This is a genomic window from Nocardioides piscis (genome assembly GCF_011300215.1).
GTDB lineage: Bacteria > Actinomycetota > Actinomycetes > Propionibacteriales > Nocardioidaceae > Nocardioides > Nocardioides piscis.
Genome location: NZ_CP049866.1, coordinates 2,147,567 through 2,171,806, shown reverse-complemented (window position 1 = coordinate 2,171,806; position 24,240 = coordinate 2,147,567). Strand labels below are relative to the sequence as shown.

Annotated in this window: 20 protein-coding genes and 1 pseudogene; 7 read left to right on the top strand and 14 right to left on the bottom strand. The window is 69.7% G+C overall.

What is annotated here, in order from left to right:
* Positions 1-27: 27 nt before the first annotated feature.
* Positions 28-3,252, top strand: a complete 3,225-nt coding sequence (icmF, locus tag G7071_RS10625; protein ID WP_166318330.1) for a fused isobutyryl-CoA mutase/GTPase IcmF — start codon at positions 28-30, stop codon at positions 3,250-3,252.
* 26 nt (positions 3,253-3,278) lie between these two features.
* Here icmF and G7071_RS10620 read toward each other — a convergent pair whose 3' ends face one another.
* The 8 genes and pseudogenes from G7071_RS10620 to G7071_RS10590 form a co-directional block, all read right to left on the bottom strand.
* Complete coding sequence (locus tag G7071_RS10620) at positions 3,279-4,538, bottom strand: saccharopine dehydrogenase family protein (protein WP_166318327.1); 1,260 nt, start codon at positions 4,536-4,538, stop codon at positions 3,279-3,281.
* A gap of 4 nt (positions 4,539-4,542) precedes the next feature.
* Positions 4,543-5,979 (bottom strand): gamma-aminobutyraldehyde dehydrogenase, encoded by a 1,437-nt coding sequence (locus G7071_RS10615; protein ID WP_166318323.1) that lies wholly within the window; start codon positions 5,977-5,979, stop codon positions 4,543-4,545.
* Positions 5,980-6,083: 104 nt separating this feature from the next.
* Entirely contained in the window at positions 6,084-7,766 is a 1,683-nt protein-coding gene (locus tag G7071_RS10610; protein WP_166318320.1) for an amidohydrolase, read from the bottom strand.
* A gap of 5 nt (positions 7,767-7,771) precedes the next feature.
* Positions 7,772-8,584, bottom strand: a complete 813-nt coding sequence (locus G7071_RS10605) for an ABC transporter permease (RefSeq protein ID WP_166318317.1) — start codon at positions 8,582-8,584, stop codon at positions 7,772-7,774.
* Positions 8,581-9,495, bottom strand: a complete 915-nt coding sequence (locus tag G7071_RS10600) for an ABC transporter permease (RefSeq protein ID WP_246209939.1) — start codon at positions 9,493-9,495, stop codon at positions 8,581-8,583. The genes G7071_RS10605 and G7071_RS10600 overlap by 4 nt, the downstream gene beginning before the upstream one ends.
* A complete protein-coding gene (locus G7071_RS19245) occupies positions 9,492-10,202 on the bottom strand; it encodes an ABC transporter ATP-binding protein (RefSeq protein WP_246210637.1) in 711 nt (236 codons plus the stop codon). Before G7071_RS19245 ends, G7071_RS10600 begins: the two co-directional genes overlap by 4 nt.
* Positions 10,203-10,624, bottom strand: a pseudogene (locus G7071_RS19240) (ABC transporter ATP-binding protein); the annotation flags it as partial.
* 4 nt (positions 10,625-10,628) lie between these two features.
* Positions 10,629-11,891, bottom strand: a complete 1,263-nt coding sequence (locus G7071_RS10590; protein WP_246209937.1) for an ABC transporter substrate-binding protein — start codon at positions 11,889-11,891, stop codon at positions 10,629-10,631.
* Between the two features lie 158 nt (positions 11,892-12,049).
* Here G7071_RS10590 and G7071_RS10585 point away from each other — a divergent pair, with 158 nt between their 5' ends.
* Entirely contained in the window at positions 12,050-12,526 is a 477-nt protein-coding gene (locus G7071_RS10585) for an Lrp/AsnC family transcriptional regulator (RefSeq protein WP_166318314.1), read from the top strand.
* Positions 12,511-13,887 (top strand): NAD(P)/FAD-dependent oxidoreductase, encoded by a 1,377-nt coding sequence (locus tag G7071_RS10580; protein ID WP_166318311.1) that lies wholly within the window; start codon positions 12,511-12,513, stop codon positions 13,885-13,887. The genes G7071_RS10585 and G7071_RS10580 overlap by 16 nt, the downstream gene beginning before the upstream one ends.
* A 175-nt stretch (positions 13,888-14,062) precedes the next feature.
* Here G7071_RS10580 and G7071_RS10575 read toward each other — a convergent pair whose 3' ends face one another.
* Positions 14,063-15,349: an HNH endonuclease signature motif containing protein gene (locus tag G7071_RS10575; RefSeq protein ID WP_166318308.1), complete on the bottom strand. Its 1,287-nt coding sequence runs from the start codon at positions 15,347-15,349 to the stop codon at positions 14,063-14,065.
* 304 nt (positions 15,350-15,653) lie between these two features.
* On the opposite strand from G7071_RS10575, the gene G7071_RS10570 reads away from it, so the two are divergent.
* Positions 15,654-15,902 (top strand): hypothetical protein, encoded by a 249-nt coding sequence (locus G7071_RS10570; protein ID WP_166318305.1) that lies wholly within the window; start codon positions 15,654-15,656, stop codon positions 15,900-15,902.
* Positions 15,903-16,049: 147 nt separating this feature from the next.
* Positions 16,050-17,066 (top strand): Atu2307/SP_0267 family LLM class monooxygenase, encoded by a 1,017-nt coding sequence (locus tag G7071_RS10565; RefSeq protein ID WP_206062767.1) that lies wholly within the window; start codon positions 16,050-16,052, stop codon positions 17,064-17,066.
* A gap of 119 nt (positions 17,067-17,185) precedes the next feature.
* Here the strand turns inward: G7071_RS10565 and G7071_RS10560 are convergent, their stop codons facing one another.
* Together G7071_RS10560 and G7071_RS10555 are read right to left on the bottom strand one after the other, a co-directional pair.
* Positions 17,186-18,040: an SCO6745 family protein gene (locus G7071_RS10560; RefSeq protein WP_166318299.1), complete on the bottom strand. Its 855-nt coding sequence runs from the start codon at positions 18,038-18,040 to the stop codon at positions 17,186-17,188.
* A 19-nt stretch (positions 18,041-18,059) separates the two neighbouring features.
* On the bottom strand, positions 18,060-18,311 hold the full coding sequence (locus tag G7071_RS10555; protein ID WP_166318296.1) for a hypothetical protein: 252 nt from the start codon (positions 18,309-18,311) through the stop codon (positions 18,060-18,062).
* 136 nt (positions 18,312-18,447) lie between these two features.
* Here G7071_RS10555 and G7071_RS10550 point away from each other — a divergent pair, with 136 nt between their 5' ends.
* Entirely contained in the window at positions 18,448-18,588 is a 141-nt protein-coding gene (locus tag G7071_RS10550; protein ID WP_166318293.1) for a hypothetical protein, read from the top strand.
* 34 nt (positions 18,589-18,622) lie between these two features.
* Here the strand turns inward: G7071_RS10550 and G7071_RS10545 are convergent, their stop codons facing one another.
* The 3 genes from G7071_RS10545 to G7071_RS10535 all read right to left on the bottom strand — a co-directional run bounded on the left by G7071_RS10545 (position 18,623) and on the right by G7071_RS10535 (position 22,680).
* On the bottom strand, positions 18,623-19,510 hold the full coding sequence (locus G7071_RS10545; RefSeq protein ID WP_206062766.1) for an alpha/beta fold hydrolase: 888 nt from the start codon (positions 19,508-19,510) through the stop codon (positions 18,623-18,625).
* 192 nt (positions 19,511-19,702) lie between these two features.
* Positions 19,703-21,127, bottom strand: coding sequence for an NAD(P)/FAD-dependent oxidoreductase (locus G7071_RS10540; RefSeq protein ID WP_166318290.1), 1,425 nt, complete (start codon positions 21,125-21,127; stop codon positions 19,703-19,705).
* 8 nt (positions 21,128-21,135) lie between these two features.
* A complete protein-coding gene (locus tag G7071_RS10535; RefSeq protein ID WP_166318287.1) occupies positions 21,136-22,680 on the bottom strand; it encodes a CoA-acylating methylmalonate-semialdehyde dehydrogenase in 1,545 nt (514 codons plus the stop codon).
* A gap of 165 nt (positions 22,681-22,845) precedes the next feature.
* Here G7071_RS10535 and G7071_RS10530 point away from each other — a divergent pair, with 165 nt between their 5' ends.
* On the top strand, positions 22,846-24,228 hold the full coding sequence (locus tag G7071_RS10530; RefSeq protein ID WP_166318284.1) for an aspartate aminotransferase family protein: 1,383 nt from the start codon (positions 22,846-22,848) through the stop codon (positions 24,226-24,228).
* Positions 24,229-24,240 lie beyond the last annotated feature (12 nt).

Genomic DNA, 24,240 nt, shown 5'->3' with positions numbered 1-24,240 from the left:
ATACTTGGATGTCCTAGTATTGCCCGCATGGCTGACCTTCACACCCCCACGCATCCGATCCGCCTCGTCACCGCCTCGGCGCTTTTCGACGGCCACGACGCGTCGATCAACATCATGCGACGGATCTTCATGAGCCAGGGTTGCGAGGTCATCCACCTCGGGCACAACCGCTCGGTGCAGGAGGTCGTCGACGCGGCCCTCGAGGAGGACGTGCAGGGCGTCGCGGTCTCGTCCTACCAGGGCGGGCACGTCGAATACTTCGAATACCTCGTCGAGTCGCTGCGCGCAGCCGGCGCCGACCACGTCAAGGTCGTGGGCGGCGGGGGCGGCGTGATCGTGCCCAAGGAGATCAACCGCCTGCGCGAGTCGGGGGTCACGATCTTCTCGCCCGAGGACGGCCAGAAGCTCGGGCTCGTCGGGATGATCAACTCCGTCGTCGAGTCCTGCGACTTCGACCTGTGGGAGAAGCAGCCTGTGAGCGCCGAGCAGGTGCTCTCCGGCGACCGGTTCGCGATCGCGCGCGCCATCACCGGCGCCGAGGCAGGCATGCTCGACGAGACGATGATGCGAGAGCTCCGCGAGGCGGGGGCGCGCCGCGCCATACCCGTGCTCGGGATCACCGGCACCGGCGGCTCGGGCAAGTCGTCGCTGACCGACGAGCTGATCCGGCGCTTCCGCGTGGACCAGCAGGACAAGCTGCGGATCGCCGTGATCGCTGTGGACCCGACCCGGCGCAAGGGTGGCGGCGCCCTGCTGGGTGACCGGATTCGCGCCAACTCCCTCGACGGCGACCGGATCTTCTTCCGCTCGCTCGCCACCCGCGGCGCCCACGAGGTGCCCGACCACCTCGGCGACGTCGTCGACGTGATGAAGGCCGCCGACTTCGACCTCGTCGTGATCGAGACACCCGGCATCGGCCAGGGCGACGCCGGCATCGTGCCGCTCGTCGACCACTCGCTCTATGTCATGACGCCCGAGTTCGGGGCGGCCTCCCAGCTGGAGAAGATCGACATGCTCGACTTCGCCGACACCGTCGCGATCAACAAGTTCGAGCGCCGCGGCGCCAAGGACGCCCTGCGCGACGTCGGCCGCCAGCTGGTGCGCAACAAGGAGGCCTTCGGCAAGCAGCCGCACGAGATGCCGGTCTTCGGCACCAGCGCGGCGACCTTCAACGACGACGGCGTGACCGCCCTCTACCAGCACCTGCGCGGCGCCCTCGCCGGCGACGGCCTCGAGGTGGGCGAAGGCACTCTCCACACCGTCGACGTGCGGCACTCCTCCGGCATCCGCCAGGTCGTTCCGGCGGACCGGGTGCGCTATCTCGCCGAGATCACCGAGACTGTCCGCGGCTATCACGCCGAGACCGAGCGGCTGGCCGAGGCCGCGCGCAACCTCCAGCGCGTGCAGTACGTCGCCGACCAGCTCGCCGACGACGACCTGGGCGCCGTGCCCCTGCTGCTCGAGAAGGTGACCAAGGCGGTGCCGGCGGAGGTTGCCGACCAGATCGCCGCCTGGCCGGCCGTCGTGGAGTCCTACTCCGGCGACGAGCAGGTCGTGAAGGTCCGCGACCGCGAGCTCCACACCAAGCTGACCCGTGAGTCGCTCTCGGGCAACAAGATCCCTCGCGTCTCGCTCCCCCGCACCACCGACCACGGCGAGCTCGTCCGCTTCTGGCGCGCGGAGAACCTGCCTGGGTTCTTCCCGTTCACCGCGGGCGTCTTCCCGTTCAAGCGCGACAACGAGGACCCGGCGCGGATGTTCGCGGGCGAAGGCGACCCGGCGCGCACCAACCGCCGGTTCAAGATCCTGTCGGCCGGCAACGACGCCACCCGCCTGTCCACCGCCTTCGACTCCGTCACGCTCTACGGCCGCGACCCCGACCCGCGCCCCGACGTCTATGGCAAGGTCGGCACGTCCGGCGTGTCCGTGGCGACGCTCGACGACATGAAGGTGCTCTACGGCGGCTTCGACCTCGTCGCACCGACCACGAGCGTCTCGATGACGATCAACGGCCCCGCCCCGACCGTCCTGGCGTTCTTCCTCAACACCGTGATCGACCAGCAGGTCGATGCCTTCGTCGAGCGGGAGGGCCGCCAACCCGACGACGAGGAGCGCGCCAGCCTGTCGGCATACGCCCTGTCCAACGTCCGCGGCACGGTGCAGGCCGACATCCTCAAGGAGGACCAGGGCCAGAACACCTGCCTGTTCTCCACCGAGTTCAGCCTGCGGATGATGGCCGACATCCAGGAGTGGTTCATCGCCCAGGAGGTGCGCAACTTCTACTCCGTGTCGATCTCCGGCTATCACATCGCCGAGGCCGGGGCGAACCCCATCAGCCAGCTCGCGTTCACCCTCGCGAACGGCTTCACCTATGTCGAGGCCTACCTCGCCCGGGGCATGGACATCGACGACTTCGCGCCCAACCTGTCGTTCTTCTTCTCCAACGGGATGGATCCCGAATACACCGTGCTCGGCCGCGTCGCCCGACGCATCTGGGCGGTGGCGATGAAGGAGAAGTACGGCGCCGGCGAGCGCTCGCAGAAGCTGAAGTACCACGTCCAGACGAGCGGCCGCTCCCTGCACGCGCAGGAGATGGACTTCAACGACATCCGCACCACGCTGCAGGCGCTGATCGCGATCTATGACAACGCCAACAGCCTGCACACCAACGCCTATGACGAGGCCGTGACGACCCCGACCGAGGAGTCGGTGCGCCGGGCACTGGCGATCCAACTGATCATCAACCGCGAGTGGGGCCTGGCGATGAACGAGAACCCGCTCCAGGGCGCCTTCATCGTCGACGAGCTCACCGACCTCGTCGAGGCGGCGGTGCTCGCTGAGTTCGACAGCATCAACGAGCGCGGCGGAGTGCTGGGCGCCATGGAGACCGGCTACCAGCGCGGCCGGATCCAGGACGAGTCGATGCTCTACGAGCACCGCAAGCACGACGGCTCACTGCCCATCGTCGGGGTCAACACCTTCGTCAAGGAGTCGGCCGCCGACGCGCAGCCCCAGGAGATCGAGCTGGCTCGCGCGACCGAGGAGGAGAAGTCCTCCCAGCTCGCCCGGGTCAGGGCGTTCCAGCAGGAGCACTCGACCGAGGCAGCCGAGGCGATCGCCCGGCTCAAGGACGCCGCCGTGTCCGGGGACAACGTGTTCGCCGTCCTGATGGACGCGGCTCGTGTGTGCTCGCTCCAGCAGGTGACCGAGGCGTTCTTCGAGGTGGGCGGGCAGTACCGCCGCAACGTCTGAGGTCGCGCGACCGGGGACTGCCGGACTCACACCTCGTCGTCGCGCATCCCCCACGGGCTGCCGTAGTCGTCGAGCAGGTCGAGGAAGGGCACGGCGTCGAAGGCCTCCGGGCCGAGGACGCCCACCCCCGACCAGTCGCCGCGAGCCAGCAGCTCGAGCGCGACGACCGGGTTGACGGCCGTTTGCCAGACGACGCACTGGTGGCCGTACTCCTTCATCGCCCAGTCGTTGTCGACGACGTGGAAGAGGTATGTCGAGCGCGGCCCTGTCGGATTTCCCTGGCCGTCCTTGCCGGTGCCCGTCACCCACAGCCCCGCACACGTCTTGCCCGTCATCCGCGGGCCGACGCTCGCCGGGTCGGGCAGCACGGCCGCGACGACGTCGCGCGGTGAGATCTCCACCGGGCCGCCGGTCGACGGCACCCGCACCGGGTCGGTGCGGTCCAGTCCCAGGGCGTTGAGCGTCCGCAGGACGCCGATGAACTCCTCGCCCAGGCCGTACTTGAACGTCACCCGCTGGGCGTCGACCCACCTCGGCATCAGGAGCACCTCCTCGTGCTCCACGTTGACGCACTCGACGGGGCCGATCCCCTCGGGGAACTCGAAGACCTCCGGCTCGCTGAAGGGTGGGGTCGTGAACCAGCCGCCGTCGACGTCGCGCCGCGACTTCTCCCAGACCACGGGCGGGTTGAGGCACTCCTCGATCGTCGTCCAGATGGAGAAGGACGGCGCGAAGATCTCGTTGCCCTCGTCGTCACGCACGACCAGGTTGGCTCCGTCGCGGACGCCGAGCTCGTCGATCTGCGAGAAGAGGTGGTCAGCGGCATAGCGCGCGAACACGTCGGAGAGTCCCGGCTCCACGCCGATCCCGCACAGCGCGAGGCGGCCCGCGGCCTCCCACTCCCCTGCCTGCGCGAACTGCTCGTCGCCCAGCTTGACCCCGACCTTGGAGTACGGCGCCTCCGGGTGCCGCTGGGACAGCGACATCGCCATGTCGAGATAGTCGGCACCGGCGGCGAACGCGCCCTCGAAGATCGGCATCACGAAGCGGGGGTCGACCGCGTTCATCACATGGGTGATGGCGTGCTCGCGGCACAGCGCGGCCACCGCGTCGGCCGAGGAGGCGTCCACCTGGGCGCCGGCGAACCTCGGGTCTGCCTCGGCTGCTCGACCGGCCCGGGCCTCGTCGTGATCGGCCACCACGATCGTCTCGAAGAAGTCGCGGCGTGCGGCGATGGCACAGAAGGCCGAGCCGACGCCGCCCGCGCCGACCAACAGGATCCGCATCGGCTCAGTCCCGGCCGATGTAGGACATCACGTGCTTGATGCGGGTGTAGTCCTCCAGGCCGTACATCGACAGGTCCTTGCCGTAGCCGGAGTGCTTGAACCCGCCGTGCGGCATCTCGGAGACGAACGGGATGTGGGTGTTGATCCACACCACGCCGAAGTCGAGACGCTTGGACATCCGCAGCGCACGTCCGTGGTCCTTGGTCCAGACGCTGGAGGCCAGGCCGTATTCCACGCCGTTGGCCCAGCGCAGCGCCTCGTCCTCGTCGCCGAACTTCTGGACGGTGATCACGGGGCCGAAGATCTCGTTCTGGATCTGCTCGTCGTCCTGCCGCAGGCCGGTGAGCACGGTCGGCTCGTAGAAGAAGCCCGCGTCCCCCTGCCTGCGCCCGCCCGTGGTGACCTCGGCGTGGTCGGGCAGCCGTTCGACCAGGCCCGATACGCGGGCGAGCTGGTCGGGGTTGTTGAGAGGGCCGTAGAGCACGTCCTCGTCGTCGGGCATCCCGGTCCGGGTCGCCTTGGCCGCCTCGGTCAGGGCAGCGGCGAAGTCGTCGTGGGCGCCGGCCTGGACAAGCACCCGGGTCGCAGCGGTGCAGTCCTGGCCCGCGTTGAAATAGCCCGCCTCGGCGATCGCCTGGGCCGCGGACGCGATGTCGGCGTCGTCGAAGACAACCACGGGCGCCTTGCCACCCAGCTCGAGGTGGACGCGCTTGAGGTCTGTGGCCGCCGACCCGGCGACCTCCATCCCCGCGCGGACCGAGCCCGTGATCGAGACCATCTGCGGGGTCTTGTGCGCCACCAGTGCCCGACCTGTGTCGCGGTCACCGCAGACGACGTTGAGCACGCCCGGCGGCAGGAACTCACTCGCCAGCTCGGCCAGCAGCGTGGAGCTGGCCGGGGTGGTGTCGCTCGGCTTCAGCACGACGGTGTTCCCAGCAGCCAGCGCCGGTGCGATCTTCCAGATCATCATCATCAGCGGGTAGTTCCACGGCGTCACCTGGCCGACCACGCCGATGGGCTCGCGGCGGACCCAGGAGGTGTGGTCTGCCATGTATTCGCCCGCCGACTTGCCCTCGAGCACGCGGGCGGCGCCGGCGAAGAAGCGGAAGTGGTCGGAGGCGTAGGGCATCTCCTCCGACATCGTCAGGCCGAGGGGCTTGCCGGTGTCCTTGCTCTCCACCGCGTTGATCTCCTCGACCCGAGCCTCGATGGCGTCGGCGATCTTCAACAACGCGTTGCTCCGGTCCTGCGGAGTCGTCTCACCCCACGTCTCGAACGCGGTCTCGGCCGCGGCGTAGGCCCTGTCCACGTCCTCGGCGCCGGACCTCTGGGCCTGCGCATAGACCTCGCCGGTCGTGGGGTCGAGCACGTCGTAGGTCTCCCCCGACACCGACCCGACCAGCTCGCCGTTGACTACGTTGTGGAACGTCGTGTCTGCCATGTCGGGAGCCTAGCCATCAGGATGCGGATTCTGTAGGTGTGAACGATAAATGATGTCGAGATCGTCTGTAGCGCCGTCATTCATCCCCGGAAACGGTGACGAGATCAGCTCAGTGGTTCCGCCACGACCCGGCCGTCGATCCAGGTCGACCGCACCCGCACGGCACCGATGTCCCCCGCGGGACCCGCGAACGGGTCGCGGTCGAGGACCACGAGGTCGGCCACGGCACCGGGAGCCAGGACACCGGCCCGGGGCCCAGGCTCCGAGCCGTCGCGATGGTTGATCCACGCCGACCCGGAGGTGTAGGCGGCGAACGCCCGCTCGAGGCTCAGCGCCTGGTCGGGCAGGAACGGCTCCTCCCCCTCCGGACCGCTCGCCCCGTGGGCCGTGCGGGTGACGGCGACGTGGATGGCCGCCAGCGGATCGGGACTGCTCACCGGCCAGTCGCTGCCGCAGACCAGCCTCGCCCCGGCCCGGTCGAGGTCACCGAAGGGATATTGCCAACGCGCGCGCTCGGCACCGAGGAACGGGATGGTCAGCTCGACCATCTGCTGGTCGAGGCAGGCCCACAGCATCTGCAGGTTGGCGCTGACCCCCAGCTCGGCGAAGCGCGCGACGTCGTCGGGATGGACCAGCTGCACGTGGGCGAGGTGGTGCCGCGGCTCGACGTGGCCCAGGCCAGACGCTCCTGGGTCGGGCCTCACTCGCCGGGTCTCGGCGATCGCGTCGAGCGCCTCGCGGACGCCCCGGTCCCCGATGGTGTGCACGTGCACCTGGAAGCCTCGCTCGTGCAGGGCCACCACGGCCTCGCGCAGCAGCTCGGCCGACAGGAAGCTGTGACCCCGGTTGTGGGTGGGGTGCCCGCAACGGTCGAGGTAGGGCGTCAACATCGCCGCCGTGCCGTTCTCGGCGACCCCGTCCTGCATGATCTTCACCGACGTCGCCCGCAGCCGGCCATGGGTGTATGCCGCCCGCCGCTGCACGAGGTCCTCGACCTGCTCGAGCCCCGCCTCCCGGTCCCACCACAGCGCCCCGACCACGGTGCCGGTGAGGTCACCGGAGCGGGCGGCGCGCAGGTAGGTCTGCGACGGGTCGTCCATCCCGGCGTAGGCGCCGAGGATGGCGTCCTGCCAGCCGGTCACCCCCGACTCGTGGAGGTGGGCCTGGCCGGCGAGGAGTCCCTGGCGCAGCTCCTCGTCGGTGGTCGGCGGGAGCAGGCGGGACACCATGCCCATCGCGCCCTCGTGCAAGGTTCCGGTCGGCTGCCCGTCGGCGTCGCGCTCGATCCGGCCGTCGGCGGGGTCGGGCGTACCGGCGTGGATGCCGGCCAGCTCGAGCGCCCGGCTGTTCACCCAGGCGCCGTGGTGGTCGCGGTTGGGCAGGAAGACCGGCCGGTCGCGCACCACCCGGTCGAGGTCGGCTGCCGTCGGCGTACCACCCGGAAAGGCCGCCATCTCCCAGCCGCCACCCAGGATCCACTCGACGTCCGGGCGGGAGGCGGCGTGGTCGGCGACGGTGGCCAGGTAGGCCTCGCGCGTGGAGACGCCGGACAGGTCGCAGCGGATGCGCTCCAGCCCGCCCTGCACGACGTGGACATGGGCGTCGACGAAGCCGGGTGCGAGGAGTCCCCCCTCGAGGTCGACGACCCGGTCGACAGCGGCTGCGACGTCCGACGCCTCGGCCTCGGTGACCAGGGCCGCGACCAGGTCGTCCTCGACGACCAGGGCGCGGCCGGGCTGGTGCCGGTGGCCGTCGAACAGGCCGCCGCCCCGGAACAGGGTGCGCAACGGCGTCAGCCCTTCGGCAGGCGTGACCGGCGCCGGTTGTTGAGCTCGCCGATCACCACCAGCGACAGGGCGGCGAAGAACATGATCGTCCCGACCACGTTGATCTGGGGCGGCACCCCGCGCTGCGCGGCACCCCAGACATACATCGGGAAGGTGACCTCCTGCCCGGCGTTGAGGTTGGTGATGATGAAGTCGTCGAAGGACAGCGAGAAGCTCAGCAGGGCAGCAGCCAGGATGCCGGGGAAGACCAGCGGGAGGGTCACCTTGCGGAAGGTCTGCCACTCGTTGGCATACAGGTCCATGGCTGCCTGCTCCAGCCGCGGGTCGAGGCCCGCCAGCCGCGCCTTGATCGTCACCACGGCGAAGCTGAGGCAGAACAGGATGTGGGCGACCAGGATCGTCCAGAATCCGAGCGAGCCGGCCATGCCGGCGGTGACGAAGAGCGCCAGCAGCGAGGACCCCATGACGATCTCCGGGGAGGCCATCGGCAGGAAGGTCAGCACGTTGACGCCCGCCCGGCCGCGGAAGCGGTGGCGGGCGAGCGCGAACGCCATCAGCGTGGCCAGCCCCGTGGCGGCCAGGGTCGCGAGCAGGGCGATCCGGATGGACAGCGACACCGACTCGCACAGGCCGTTGGGCTCACAGGGCGATCGCCAGTTGTCGAGCGTGAAGCCGTCGAACTGATAGCTGATCCGCGAGGCCTGGTCGTTGAACGACATCAGGACGACGACGAAGACGGGAGTGAGGAGATAGAGCAGGACCAGCACCCCGATCCCCAGCACGAGGTGGTCGCTGAGACACCTGCCCAGCCTGGTCACACCAGCTCCTCGGTGCCGGCACGCCGGATGTAGACGAGCACCATCGCGGTGATGAGCAGCATCAGCGTCACCGAGAGGGCCGCAGCCTCGGGATAGGAGCCGCCCTCGAACAGGTTCTGGATGACGTTGCCGATCATCTGGGTGCTCGGGTTGCCCAGCAGCTCGGCGTTGATGTAGTCACCCGCAGCCGGGATGAAGGTGAGCAGGGTGCCCGCGACCAGGCCGGGGAGCGACAGCGGCAGCGTCACCTTGCGGAAGGTCGTGAACGGCGAGGCATACAGGTCGGCACCGGCCTCCATGAGTCGCGGGTCGACCTTCTCCAAGGAGGCGTAGAGCGGCAGGACCATGAACGGCAGGAAGTTGTAGGTCAGCCCGGTGACGACCGCGAACGGCGTCGAGAGCAGGCGTCCGTCCGCGTCGAGGACCTGGAGCCACCGCAGGCCGTCCGCGATCCAGGCCTGGTCACCCAGGATCAGCTGCCACGACAGGGTGCGGATCAGGAAGGAGGTGAAGAACGGCGCGATCACCGCGACCAGCATCAGGTTTCGCCACCGGCCCGCCTTGAACGCGATCGCGTAGGCGAGCGGATAGGCCAGTGCGATGCACGCGACGGTGGCGATCCCTGCATAGACGAGCGACCTGACCAGCTGTTCGCGGTAGTCGCCCAGGACGACGAGATAGTTGCGCACCTCGCCCGTCATCGCATAGCCGCTCTCGAGGGACCCGGTCGGGTCGTAGAGCGAGGTGCTGACGAGGGAGACGAGCGGCACGACGAAGAAGACGAACAGCCAGGTCAGCGGCAGTGCGAGCAACAGCAGCGCCGTGCGCGTACGTCGCCTGCCGCCCGGCCCCGGTGGAGCAGCCGGCGCCCCGGCAGCCCCGCCCGGCGCGATGCCGTGGGCCAGGCTCACCGGTCCTCCTCGTGCTCGACTCCCGCATTGGCGTCCTGGGACGCGTCGAGCAGGAACGTGTGGCCCGGCATCCAGTGGAGGTCGACCGTGTCCCCGACGCGGAACCGGTCGCGAGCCCCGGTGTTCTGCTCGAAGACCGTCAGCTGCTGCCCCCACGGCATCCGCACGAGGTACTGGGTGCTGACCCCGATGAAGCTGACGTCCACCACCGCGCCGTCGCGCAGGGTGTTGGAGTCGTCACCGGTGTCGTCACCGCCGGCCGCGAGATAGATCTTCTCGGGACGTATCCCCACCCACACCTCTCCGACATCGGCGCCCTGTGCGGTGTCGGCATCGCGCGGCGCGTGCAGCCGCGCCCCTTCGACCTCGATCCCGACGCTGGTGGCGTCCGAGCCGTGCACCGTCCCGCGCAGCAGGTTGGACTGTCCGAGGAAGTTGGCGACGAACGTGGTCCGGGGCCTCTCGTAGAGCTCGACCGGCGACCCCAGCTGCTCGATCACCCCGGCGTTCATCACCGCGACCGTGTCGGCCATGGTCATGGCCTCCTCCTGGTCGTGGGTGACGTGCACGAACGTCAGTCCGACCTCGGTCTGGATGCGCTTGAGCTCGAGCTGCATCTGGCGCCGCAGCTTCAGGTCGAGAGCGCCCAGGGGCTCGTCGAGGAGCAGCACCTGGGGGTTGTTGATGAGCGCTCGCGCCAGGGCCACCCGCTGCTGCTGGCCCCCGAGAGCTGGGCGGGCTTGCGATCGGCATACGACGACAGCTCGACGAGCTCGAGCATCTCGTCGACCGGTCCCTTGACGTCCTTGCGCTTCTGCCGCCGCAGGCCGAAGGCGACGTTCTCGAAGATCGTCAGGTGCGGGAACAGCGCATAGCTCTGGAACACCGTGTTGACGGGTCGGCGGTAGGGCTTGCGGTGGGTGATGTCGTCGTCGCCCAGGCGGATGGTGCCGCCCGTGGGGTCCTCGAGGCCTGCGACCATGCGCAGCGTCGTCGTCTTGCCACAGCCCGAGGGGCCCAGCAGGGCGAAGAACTGCCCCGGCGCCACGGTCAGGTCGAGGTCGTCGACGGCGACGAACGAGCCGAAGCGCTTGGTCAGCCCCTGGAGGACGAGGTCGCCACCGGCCATCGCCTCAGGCACCGATCACCTGGTTGAACTCCTTGTCGTACTGCTCGCGGACCTTGGTGTCGAGGTTGGCGAACTGGAACGCCGTCGACAGGTCGTCCTGGGTCGGGAAGATCAGCGGGTTGCCGACGAGCGAGTCGTCGATCTTGGCCATCTCCTCCTCGGCCCCCTGGACCGGGCAGATGTAGTTGACCCACGCTGCGAGGCGCGCCGCGATCTCCGGGTCGTAGTAGTAGTCCATCAGCTTCATCGCGTTGGCACGGTGGTCTGCCTTGTTGGGCACCATCATGTTGTCGCTCCAGAGGCTGACGCCCTCGTCGGGCACGACGAACTTAATGTCGGGGTTGTCGTACTGCATGATGATCACGTCGCCCGACCACGCCTCGGCTGCGACGAGGTCGCCCTTGTTGAGCGGCCCGGTGTAGTCGTTGCCCGTGAAGCGTCGCACCTGTCCGGAGTCGACGACCTCCTTGAGCCGGTCGAGCGCGGTGGCCCACTCGTCCTCGGTGAAGTCCTCGGGGTCGGCGCCGGTCGTCTTGAGGAAGAAGCCCATGGTGTCGCCCATCTCGGAGAGCATGCTGACCTTGCCCTTGAGGTCGGCGCGGGTGCACAGCTCCTCCCAGCTGGAGATCTCGCCGGTGTACTTGGAGTTGTAGGCAATCCCGGTCAGGCCGCTCTGCCACGGCACGGAGTGCTTGCGCTCGGAGTCCCACGAGGGGCTGCGCAGGGAGTCGACCATGTTGGCCTCGACGTTGGGCATCTCCGACATGTCGAGCTCCTGGATCCATCCCAGTCCGATCATCCGGGCGGCCATCCAGTCGGTCAGCACGATGATGTCGCGGTCGATCGACTCGCAGGCGCCGAGCTGGTTGCGGACCTTGGCGAAGAACTGGTTGTTGTCGTTGACGTCGGTGTTGTAGGTGACGTCGATGCCGGACTGCTTCTCGAAGTCCTCGAGGGTCGGCAGCCGCTTGCCCTTCTCGTCGATGTAGAGCGGCCAGTTGGAGAACACCAGCTTCTTCTCGGTGTCGCTGATGTCCTTGCTCTCGCACGTGTCCGCGCTCTGCTTGGTGCCACTGGTCCCGCACGCAGCGAGGAAGTTGGCGGAGGCGAGTCCCATCGCGCCATACCCCACACCCCGGAGCACGCTGCGTCGGCTGGGTCCGACGCCGCGGCCGCCCATCGAGCCTGCCCTGAGCCCGGCGAAGACCTCCCGCGCCAGCCGGTCGGCGGCAGTGTCGCCACCAGGTCCTCTCGTCAACCTGCTCATGGGTCCTCCTCGACTGGCACCAAACGGGTGATCGGATCGTGCCACGCCGCGCACCGTCGAAACAAGGGATTCCGTCGGCCGAACGCTGTCCGAACGACGGATTTCAAAGCAATCGACGAATTGTTGTGCGGGATCGCCGCCAGTGGGACGATGCGGCCGTGACTTCTCGGCAACCGAATACCAGCCCCATCCACCTCGACGAGGTGTCCAAGGCGATCATCGAGCAGCTCCAGCAGGACGGACGGCGCAGCTATGCCGCGATCGGCAAGGTCGTGGGCCTCTCGGAGGCGGCCGTGCGCCAGCGCGTGCAGCGACTGACCGAGGCAGGCGTGATGCAGGTCGTGGCGGTCACCGATCCGCTCCAGCTCGGCTTCGCCCGGCAGGCGATGATCGGCATCCGGGTGACCGGTCCGCTCCAGGAGGTCGCCGACCGGCTGGCCGACCTCGACGAGGTCGACTACGTCGTGGTCACGGCGGGCTCGTTCGACCTGCTGGCCGAGGCGGTGTGCGCCAGCGACGAGGAGCTGCTCGAGCTGGTCTCGGGCAAGATCCGCACCATCGACGGCGTCGTCAGCACCGAGACCTTCATGTATCTCCAGCTGCGCAAGCAGACCTACTCGTGGGGTGTGCGCTGAAGCACCTCTCCTTCTGGCACGAGACGGCCGGCGACGACTGGGCTCCGCGTCCCTCCCTGCCCGGGACCACAGCCGCGGACGTGGTCGTCGTGGGCGCGGGCTACACCGGGCTGTGGGCGGCCTACTACCTGGCCGCGGCAGACCCCGGACTGCGCGTCGTCGTCCTGGAGGCCGAGATGGCGGGGTACGGCGCCTCCGGCCGCAACGGCGGGTGGTGCTCGGCCCTCTTCCCGGCGTCCCTGCCGACCCTGGCCGCGATGTCGGACCGGACTGCGGCGCTGGCCCAGCACCAGGCGATGCGCGACACCGTCGACGAGGTCGTGCGCGTCTGCGCGCGCGAGGGGATCGAGGCCGACGTGGCCAAGGGCGGCACGATCGCACTGGCGCGGACGCCCGCCCAGCTGCGCCGGGCGCGGGCGGAGGTCGAGGAGGCACGACGCTGGGGTCGCGGCGAGGACGACCTCGCACTGCTGGACGCCGGCGCAGCGGCGGCCGTGCTCCGGGCCGGCGACACCCTGGGCGCGACCTACACCCCCGACTGCGCCGCGATCCACCCCGCACGGCTCGTCCGCGGCCTCGCCCGGGCGGTCGAGCGACGTGGCGTCGTCATCCACGAGCACACGCGGGCGCGCGCGATCAGTCCCCATCACGTCGAGACCGACCACGGCAGCGTGAGCGCCGACGTCGTCATCCGCGCGACCGAGGGCTACACACCCCGGCTGGCCGGCCACGCACGCACGATCGCACCCGTGCACTCCCTGGTCCTGGCGACCGAGCCGATCGCTGCTCACCTGTGGGAGGAGATCGGGCTGCGTCGGCGCGAGACCTTCACCGACCACCGCCACCTGATCATCTATGGCCAGCGCACGGCCGACGACCGTCTGGTGTTCGGGGGCCGCGGCGCGCCCTACAGGTATGGCGCCCGGATCAGCACCGACTTCACCCGCGACGCCGAGGTCTTCAAACACCTGCGGGCGACGTACGTCGACCTGTTCGCACCGCTCCGCGACGTCGCCGTGACGCACACCTGGGGCGGCGTCCTGGGGATTCCTCGTGACTGGTGCGCGTCCGTCGGGCTGGACCGCGACACCGGCCTGGCATGGGCGGGCGGCTATGTCGGCGACGGGGTGAGCACCACCAACCTCGCCGGCCGCACCCTGCGCGACCTGGTGCTGGGTCGCACCACCGACCTCACCGCGCTGCCGTGGGTGAACCACCGATCCCCCGCCTGGGAACCCGAACCCCTCCGCTGGGCCGGCATCAACGCCGGGCTGCGTGCCGCGTCGCTCGCCGACGTCGAGGAACGCCTCACCAGGCGGCCGAGCATCGTGGGCAGGGCGCTGGAGCGGGTCGTGCACTGAGTTCAGCCGCACCGGGTGACCCCCTCAGGCTGGTCCGCCGCAGGACGCCGCTCGACTGGCGCGCAGGCGGCTGGTCTCGGTGAGGCGGAGGGTCAGATGGCACACATTCCAAGTGCGGACGCGCCGATCTCGTCCGCCCCACCCAAGTTGCGCGTCGCCGCCTGTCCCGCCGCTCCTAGGTCCGCCGACTGAACCTGACGTCACCGTCGGGCATCCGTTGGGTGACCCAGGCGGGGTCATGGACGCGATGGTGGTGATGGGAGCAGAGCAGGACCCCGTTCTCGAGGTCGGTGGCACCGCCGGCGCTCCACGGAGTCCAGTGATGGGCCTCGGCCCAGGTGCCTGGAATGTCGCATCCTGCTGCGCGGCAGGTCCTGTCGCGCAGGAGGAGGGCCTTGCGTTGGGCGGCGGTGAACAGGCGTCGGGCCCGTCCCAGGTCCAGGACCTCCGAGGCGCCACCGAGGACGACGGGAATGATCTTGGCGGCGCAGGCCAGCCGCCTGGCCTCCGCGGCACTGAGACCACCGGCCGTGGCGTCGTCGCCGGGGACGGACCCGCGACCATCGAGCAGGGCAGCGACACCGAGGTCGGCGCGCAGGCTCTCGAGCGGGATCGTGACGAAGACGGTGGTCGCGTCGCCGCCGTGGACCGGGAGGCGGGTCGGGTCGATCGCTTCGAGCAGGTGACAGAACGCCTGCCCCAGTCGGCGCGGGTAGGGCAACCGAGCCACTGGGTCTGTCTGGTCGGGACGCGTCTCACCGTCGGGTTGCTTGCGGGGGTTGGCGAACGCTTCGAGACAGGTCGCCAAGCGACTGGCTGCGGCATCAGGGAGGCGGGCCGAGAGCCTGGTGGTGCCGTCACCGAGGCGGCGCATCTGCAGCCGGGTGCGACGCTGGGCCTCCGATTCGAGGTCTGCCAGACGGCGGGCCTCGGCCTCCTCGGCGACCTCGGGAGCGACGACCTCCAGGATCCGGCGGCCCAGCCGGCCCAGCTCCTCAGGACCGAACACCTCGGCCTGCGCGACCAGGTGTTGCTCGGCTGCGGCCACCGTCTCGGGCGTCACGACACCGGCGACCGGCTTGTCATCGAGGGCGTCGAGACACGTGACGATCGTCCGGGCCTGGGCGAGGTTGACCCGACCCTCGCGGACTGCGAGTGCCAGCATCAGCCACCGGCGGTCCAGCGCCTCGGCCAGCCGCTCGTCTGCTCGGCCTTCCTCGCGACGACACAGGGTGCGCCTGGCCAGCCAGGCGCCGCGGCTCCGGTCGGCCGACTCGGCCGCCACGTCGTCCGCGGCTGCCAGCAGCCGCAGCTTCAGCTCACCCACTCGCGCTTCGAGTCGGGCCACCTCCGTCAACGCGGTGGCCTTCTCGTCGGTCGTCATGAAGATGGGGTTGGCATCAGCGACGCTCTTGAGCGCCTCGCCCATCGAGTCGGCAGCAGCCAGGATCGGATGAACCACCACAGCCTCCCTCTCGACGACGACTCACGACCACGCGCACGTGGAACTGACTGGTCGTCGCTTCGGGGGCCCACTGGGAGGCGATCAAGCAACCTCGCGACTGTCTCTCCCGCTGCACCCTCCGCCACCCACGCTGCTCGTGGATGAAACGAATCTGGGAGCTGGTGCCTCGTTCGAGCTGCGCCCAGTCTAGGCGTTCAGTTCCTCTATTCGCAAGCACGTTCGAAGAAATGTGGAAGAGATCTTTACGGCCGCCACACGTGGTGACCCCATCCGTTCGCTGCACCGGTGTCGAACCCAGGGCATGAGCCAGCCCGACACCATGTTCGCCAGCCGCAGCGTCTCCCGGCACCTCGTGCGGGGAGCACTGGGCCTGCCCATGATGGTGGCGGCCTTCGTGCTGGTGCCGTGGCTGGGACCCATCGCGCTCTCGCTTCTCGTGCCGGCCGCGGTGCTGCTGCGCGGATGCCCGACGTGCTGGGCCCTCGGCCTCGCTCAGACCTGTGCGCTCAGCCCACCAGCGGCAGCGGGTGGAGCGCGATCTCGCCGCTGACCCACCCGCAGCGGCCGTGAACGCGGCAGCGACGTGCGGCGCCCGTTCTTGCGGCGCTATGACGCGTCCAGGACTGGGGCTTCGCGAGCGTGGAACGATGGGTCGAACCGACCCGATCAGCAAGGAGAGGGAACGATGCATCTAGGCGTGGACAGCTTTGTCTCCACCGTGACGGATCCCGCCACCGGCCACGTCATCGGGCCTGCGGAGCGGATGGAGCACCTGCTGGAGGAGATCATGCTCGCGGACCGCGTCGGGCTCTACTCCTTCGGCATCGGCGAGCATCACCGCAGCGAGTACTTCGATTCGGCCCCAGCGATCATCCTTGCGGCCGCAGCCGCCCGCACGGAGCGCATCCGGCTTGGCAGCGCGGTGACGGTGCTGAGTGCGGCCGACCCGGTGCGGGTATTCCAACAGTTCGCGACCTTGGACATCATTTCGAAGGGACGGATTGACCTGGTGGTGGGCCGCGGCTCGTTCACGGAGGCTTTCCCTCTCTTCGGACTGGACCTCGCCGACTACGACTCGCTCTTCACCGAGAAGCTCGATCTGCTGCTGCGGATCCGCGATGCTGACGAGGTGACCTGGTCGGGGCGGCATCGTCCGGCCCTGGTCCGTCAGAGCGTCTATCCGCGCCCGCTACAGGACCCGCTCCCGATCTGGGTCGGTGTCGGCGGGACCCCCGAGTCATTCGCCCGCGCCGGACTGCTTGGTCTGCCGTTGATGGTGGCGATCATCGGCGGCGAGCCGCGACAGTTCGCTCCGCTTGTGGAGCTCTATCGGCGCGCGGGCGCTCAGGCCGGTCACCCGCCGGACAAGCTTCAGGTGGGGTTGCACGTTTTCGGGTTCGTCGCCGGTAGCACCCAGGAAGCGGCGGACACCATCTACCCGGGATGGGAGGAGATGTTCACCAAGGTCTCCAGGGAGCGTGGTTTCCCCCGGCCGACCCGGCAACAGTTCGACGCCACGTCGGGCCCGAACGGCGCATTCTTCATGGGCGACCCGAAGACGGTCGCCGACAAGATCCATCGCGTCTCTGAACAGCTGGGCGGGGTGGACCGGCTGTCTCTGCAAATGACCAACCCGCGGCTGGCCCACAGCGACCTTCTCCGCGGTATCGAGCTCCTCGGCAACGAAGTTGCCCCGCTCGTGGCGACTGCGTAGAGGCGGTCACCGGTTCGAGATGCTTGCCGCCGGGAAGCCTGTTCGAGGCCGCGTTTTTGCGTGGTGCTGTAGCCGGGTAGACGCAGCTGAGCCGCGGCGGGCAGGGAGAGCCGCTGCCGTCAGCCCGCGGAGAACACACCGTCGGGGAACGCGCCGTTCTCCAGGGCACGGGCGACCAGCGGCTGACCAAGCTCGGCGAGCCGCAGCGCCCCTTCGTCGCCCAGGTGCACCCACGGCTCCGCGGCCATCTGGTCGGTCGCGGCCTCCACCTCACGACGCAGGTCGCGACCCGCGTCGGTGAGCCCACCCTCCGGCGCGAGGAGACCGCGCTCAACCAGCGCACCCGTCGCAGCGGCCCACTCGTCGTCGGACCAGCCGCGGGTGAACTGGGCCACGACCGGCACGAAGCCCTTGCCGGTCGCGCAGTGCGTCACCAATGCTTCCAGGCCACTCAGTCCCGCGGCCAGCAGCGCCGCGACGTGGCCGTCGCCTCGGTGCTCGCGCAGCAACGTCAACGCGTGGAAGAGGACGAGGTGGGGCTCGGTCGGCCAGGCCAGGTCTGCGTGCCCCGCGTACAACGGGCGGCCGGGTGCCGTGCAGCCCTCGCTTGCCTGGCGCGCGAGCTCGGCAGCCTCCGCGACCTCCGGGGACGCCAGCACCTCGGCGCCGAGCAGGCGGTGGTACGACGCGTCGATGCCCCGATATCGGGCCGCGACAGCGTCCTCGGGCGCGATCTGGTCCCACGCGGTGGGGACGCACTTCGCGACGAGCGCCGGGTGGAAGTTGTAGAACGTCGCCGCGATCACGCCGGCACCGACCCGACCCATCGCTGCGGAGCGCGAGGCAAAGTACGCCGTGCGCCCCTTGCGGAGCCCGGCTCCGACCAGCGCCTCCTCAACGTCAGGGGAGAAGTAACCCAACGCGTGCAGAGGCTCCAGGGAGCGAGCGATCCGACCGTAATCTCGAGGTTCCATGCCCTCTGTCTACCCCAGGTCAGACAGGCAGCCATGCCCCGATCGTCCGCACTGCGGCGCGGTTCGAGCTCACGGCTGCCGCGGATAGTCGCCCAGGATGTCCGTGCCATACGCCGCAAGCCAGTGCGGCGAGCCGCTCCGGGTCGGCGAGCAGCTCCTCCTCACCGATCTCGGCCACGGCGGAGTGGGCGCCGTCGGTCTTCACGTCACAGGTGGAGCCCAGGGCGGTCACCGACTCACCCCCACCACGGAGCATGAACACCGAGGACACGACACGAGGGTGCCCGGGTGAGCGCGCACTGTCACCCCACTCCGAAGGGCCTGGGCCGTGGGCTCCGAGACGCTCGCGGTGTTGCCGCAAGAGGCTCAGTCCTCCCAGGCATCGCAGCGTCGAAGTCGGTCCCCGTGTGGTCATCGGTGATCTCGGCCAGGACATCGGCAACCTGCTGGCTGTGGTGGCCCTGCTGATCAGTGGCCATGGATACTTCAAGGATTCTCATCGAGCGGCACTCGTGTGGGCACTCTCCTACGGCCCGGCACGCGAGTAGCCGCGCGCGGAACGTTGAGCGGCGTTGCTGAGCGTCAGGCGAGGCCGCCGAGCTGGCGGAGCTCCTGGAGAATCGTTGGGGCCTTCTGCATGAGGGACAGGTGCCCCTCCCCCTCGACCAGGTGTGCCCGCGCACCCGCGACGTTTGCGGCCAGCCACTCCGCGTGGGCGAAGGGCACCATCGCGTCCAGACGGCCCTGCCACACCGAGACCGGGACTCGGATGTCTCCCAGGTCGAACCCCCAGGGACGCGTGTGGCTCAGGTCGTCGTCGCGCCACCCCACGATGCCCTGACGCCCGGCCGCGTTGACCGAGGCGGCGAGGTATTCGGCCAGCTCCCCCGTCAGTGCGGCGCGGTCCACCGGCGGCGCCAACGCGCCCAGCGCCTCGGCGACCTCCTCGGCACTGACGGTGAAGAGCCCGGTCTGGGTCTCCAGGAACGCCTCGAGCGCCTCGGCCCCGGCGAAGACGGCCGTGTACTCCGCCACGTTCTCCTCGGCCATGCCATCTCGGATGTCACCGTCGTACTCGTCGGCCGGCGCGATGCCGACGCAGCAGGCCGCCGCCAGGCACCGGTCCGGCAGCAGCGCGGCGCAGGCCAGCGCGCGCGGTCCGCCACCGGACCATCCGATCGTCAGGAAGTCGCCGACACCGAGGTGGTCGAGCACGGTCGCGGTGTCCGCAGCGTCGTCGGCGACCTGCGCCGTGGTTGCTCCGTCGGGGCGCGGCGACGAGGCGCCATACCCCGGGCGTGAGTAGGAGATGACCCGGAGCCCGTGCTCCGCGGCGGCGCGCTCCAAGGTCGGAAACGGCACCGCTCCCTGCGGCGTACCGTGGTGGTAGACGAGCGGGAACCCGTCCTCGGGCCCCGCGTCGAGCACCTCGAGGGTGCGGCCGTCGTCGGTCGCGATGATGGCAGTCACGACTCCATGTTCTCCTTCCTGCGCGTGAACGTCAGGTGCGTTACCCCGCTGGGGGACAAGACGGCTTCGAAGCCGTCGAGGGACATGGACACGTTGTGGATCCGGGTCAGCGACATCTGCCCTCCTCCATTGATGATGGCGGCAGACGATCGTCCTGGGAAGGGGGTGCGCTGACCGCCGGGCCCGGACAGCTCAACACCGACCGCAGGGGGTCAGCGGTCGATCGTGCAACGGCACCACGAGCTCAGAAGTCGAATCCCACCCGAACCGGTCGAGCACCCGCAGCCAGACGTTGCGCCGCCCGGTGCGGTCCTCCTGAGCGAGTGACCAACGGGTCAGGTTGATCCCGACCCAGCCGAAGGGCTCGGGCGGGAACGGCAGCGGCCTCTCGCGCACCATCCGCAGCCGGGTCCGTTCGGTCTCCTCTCCCGAGAGCAGGTCGAGCAGCACGTCCGCGGCGAACCGGGAGGCGCCGACCCCGAGCCCGGTGAACCCCAGCGCATAGACGGTCCGGCCGCGGTGCACCGAGCCCCAGAACGCGCAGAAGCGCGTGGACGTGTCGATCACGCCGGACCAGCGGTGGGTGAAGCGGATGCCGTCCAGCTGCGGGAAGGTCGCGGCGAAGTGACGTGCCAGCAGGTCGAAGGTCTCGGGGCGGTCGTAGTGGTCGGCCGCGACGGAGCGGCCGTAGTGGTAGACCGCGTCGTAGCCGCCCCACAGGATCCGCCGGTCGGGGGTGATGCGGTAGTAGTGGAACTGGTTGCCCGAGTCGGCGAGTCCGATCGCGGGGTCCCAGCGCAGGGCCGCGAGCTGGTCGTCGGTCAGCGGCTCGGTCGCCAGGACGTAGTCGTAGACCGGCACCACCGACCATCGAAGACGAGGCACCAGGTCCTGGAACACGTTGGTCGCCACGACCACCGAACGCGCCCGCACCACCGAGCGCGTCCCGGCCCCGTTGACCCGGGCCTCGACGCCGGCCGACGACTCGCGCAGCGCCTCGACCCGGGTGTGCTCCGCGATCCGTGCGCCGAGGCCCTCGGCTGCAGCCGCCAGGCCCCACGCCAGCCGGGCGGGGTCGAGGAGAGCGCACCCGTCCGGATCGAAGCGGCCGGCGAGATAGGTCGGCGAGTCCACCATCGCGCGCACGGTCGCCGCGTCGAGGAAGCCCGGCTCGTCGGGCCCGAGCTCCGCCACCTCGTGCGGACGGGTCACCACGGTCAGGGCGCCACCACGGACGAAGCCGCAGTCGATGTCGTAGCGCGCGACCGTCTCCTCGATCCCGTCCAGGTTGCCCAGGCCGAGCGCGTGGAGCGCGTCCGCCTCCTCCGGCCAGTGCGCGCGGGCGTTGGCCTCACCGTGGGTGAGGCTGGCCTCGCAGAAGCCACCGTTGCGGCCGGTGGCGTGCTCGGCGATGCGGTCGGCCTCGACGAGCAGCACCAGGGCGCCGGGGTCTCTCTCGAGGGCGCGCAGCGCGGTCCACAGCCCCGTGAAGCCCCCACCGATCACGAGCAGGTCCACCTCGCACCCGACCGTCACCGCAGGCCGCGGCTCGGGGCGTATGGCGCTGTCGAGCCACAGCGGCGCGAGGACGGACCCGGCCCAGCTGGCGTCAGGCATCGCTCTGCTCACGCATTGCGGGGGAACCCGAGCTCGAGCCCGCCCTCGGGTCGGTTGGCCGGGTCGATCCAGCGAGAGGTGACGACCTTGCCGCGAGTGAAGAAGTGGACGCCCTCGACGCCGTGGGCGTGGGTGTCGCCGTACAGCGAGTCCTTCCACCCGCCGAACGAGTAGTAGGCCACGGGGACCGGGATCGGCACGTTGACCCCGACCATCCCGACCGAGACGTCACTCTCGAAGCGACGGGCCGCGCCGCCGTCGTTGGTGAAGACCGCGGTGCCGTTGCCATAGGGGTTGGCATTGACGAGGTCGATCGCGGCGTCGTAGTCGTCGACCCGGACGACCGAGAGAAGGGGGCCGAAGACCTCTTCGGTGTAGACCTCCATGTCTGGCGTCACCCGGTCGAGCAGGGTCGGGCCCAGCCAGAAGCCGTCGGTGTCGCCCTGCGCATCGACGTCGCGACCGTCGACCACGACCGCTGCCCCCGCGCGCTCCCCCGACTCGACGAACGACGCGACGCGGTCGCGATGGGCCCGGGTGACCAGCGGTCCCATGTCCGGCTCGCCGGCGGGGCACGCCCCCACCGCACCCGCCCCGATCACCAGGGTGCGCGTGCGCTCGGCCACGCGTGCGACCAGGTCGTCAGCGATGTCGCCGACCGCGACCAGCACGCTGATGGCCATGCACCGCTCTCCCGCGCTGCCGTAGCCCGCGTTGACGGCTGCGTCGGCGGCCAGGTCGAGGTCGGCGTCGGGCAGCACGACCATGTGGTTCTTGGCGCCACCCAGCGCCTGCACCCGCTTGCCGTGGCTGGCGGCCCGCTCATAGACGTAGCGCGCGATCGGCGTCGATCCCACGAAGCTGATCGACCGCACGTCCGGGCTGTCGAGGACCGCGTCGACGGCTTCCTTGTCGCCGTGGAGGACGTTGAACACCCCGTCGGGGAGGCCGGCCTCCTGCCACAGCTCCGCCATCCAGTTGGCAGCCGAGGGGTCCTTCTCACTCGGCTTGAGGACCACGGTGTTGCCGGCTGCGATGGCCACCGGGAAGAACCACATCGGCACCATGGCGGGGAAGTTGAAGGGCGAGATGATCCCCACGACACCGAGCGGCTCACGCGAGGAATGGACGTCGACGCCGGTGGCGGCGTTGACGGTGCGACTCCCCTTGAGCAGGTGCGCGATGCCACAGGCGAACTCCACGACGTCCTGGCCGCGGGCGACCTCACCGAGCGCGTCGGAGTGGACCTTGCCGTGCTCGGCGGTGATCAGCGCCGCCAGCTCGTCACGGCGGGCGTTGAGCAGCTCGCGGAAGGCGAAGACGATCTGGACGCGACGAGCCAGCGACGTACGCCCCCACTCGTGCGCGGCCCCCCGCGCGGCGGCGATCACCTCGTCGGCGTCGGCACGCGAGGCGAGGGCCACCCGCCCCGTGACGGAGCCGGTCGCCGGGTCGGTCACTTCTCCCCACCGGTCGCTGCTGCCCTCGAACGGCTTGCCGCCGGCCCAGTGGCTGATCGTGCGGGGCGTGCTCGTGCCGGGCGTCGTGGTCATCGTCTGCTCCTCCTCGCGGGTCCTTCGGACCCTAGTCCACTGCCTACGCATCCCGTTGAGCAAGTGGGGCCCCTGCTCCGTTTTCAGCAGCTGTGAGTCCATTATGGCGACGAAATCCGATGTCAATGGCTTGCCAGCGGGCGAATCCCTCACCATCATGGGTCCATGGCCCTCGATCATGACCAGCAACAGCGTGCCGCCAAGGACCACCTGTGGATGCACTTCACCCGCCACGGGGGCTACGAGGACCACGACGTCCCCGTGATGGTGAAGGGCGAGGGCGCCTACCTCTGGGACGCCCGCGGTCGTCGCTACCTCGACGGCCTGGCCGGCCTCTTCGTCTCCCAGCTCGGCCACGGCCGCACCGAGCTGGCTGAGGCAGCCGCGCGCCAGGCCAAGGAGCTGGCGTTCATGCCGCTGTGGTCCTACGCCCACCCGCCGGCCATCGAGCTGGCCGAGAAGGTGGCGTCCCACGCGCCGGGCGACCTCAACCGGGTCTTCTTCACCAGCGGCGGCGGCGAGGCGGTCGAGACGGCCTGGAAGCTCGCCAAGAACTACTTCAAGCTCACCGGGAAGCCGATGAAGCACAAGGTGATCAGTCGCGCCATCGCCTACCACGGGACCACCCAGGGGGCGTTGTCGATCACCGGCCTGCCACTGCTCAAGCAGCAGTTCGAGCCGCTCGTGCCCTCGACCTTCCGGGTGCCCAACACCAACATCTATCGCGCCACCGAGCACGGTGCCCCGGAGGGGCTCACGCCCGAGCAGTTCGGCCGCTGGGCCGCCGACCAGATCGCCGTCGCGATCGAGAACGAGGGCCCCGACACCGTGGCCGCGGTCTTCCTCGAGCCGGTGCAGAACGCCGGCGGCTGCTTCCCCCCGCCGCCCGGATACTTCGACCGGGTGCGAGAGATCTGCGACCAGTACGACGTGCTGCTGGTCTCCGACGAGGTGATCTGCGCCTTCGGCCGGCTCGGTCACATGTTCGGCGCCGAGCGGTTCGGCTACCAGCCCGACATGATCACCTGCGCCAAGGGCATCACCTCGGGCTACGCCCCCCTGGGCGCGATGATCGCCTCCGACCGGCTGATGGAGCCGTTCCTCGCGCACGGCGAGATGTTCGCCCACGGCTACACCTTCGGCGGCCACCCCGTCTCGACCGCCGTAGCCCTGGAGAACCTCGACATCTTTGAGCGCGAGAACATCCTGGGCCACGTGCGCGACAACGCGGGCGCCTTCCGCTCGACGCTCGAGCGGCTCAACGACCTGCCGATCGTCGGCGACGTCCGCGGTGACGGCTTCTTCTATGGCATCGAGCTGGTCAAGGACAAGGCGACCAAGGAGTCCTTCACCGACGAGGAGTGCGAGCGGATCCTGTTCGGTGCCGTCTCCAAGGGCCTCTTCGAGGAGGGTCTCTACTGCCGCGCCGACGACCGTGGCGACCCGGTCGTGCAGCTCGCGCCGCCCCTGATCTGCGACCAGACGCACTTCGACGAGATGGAGCAGATCCTGCGGGTCGTGCTCGACAAGGCCCACAGCCTGCTCTGAGCGCGCGCTCGA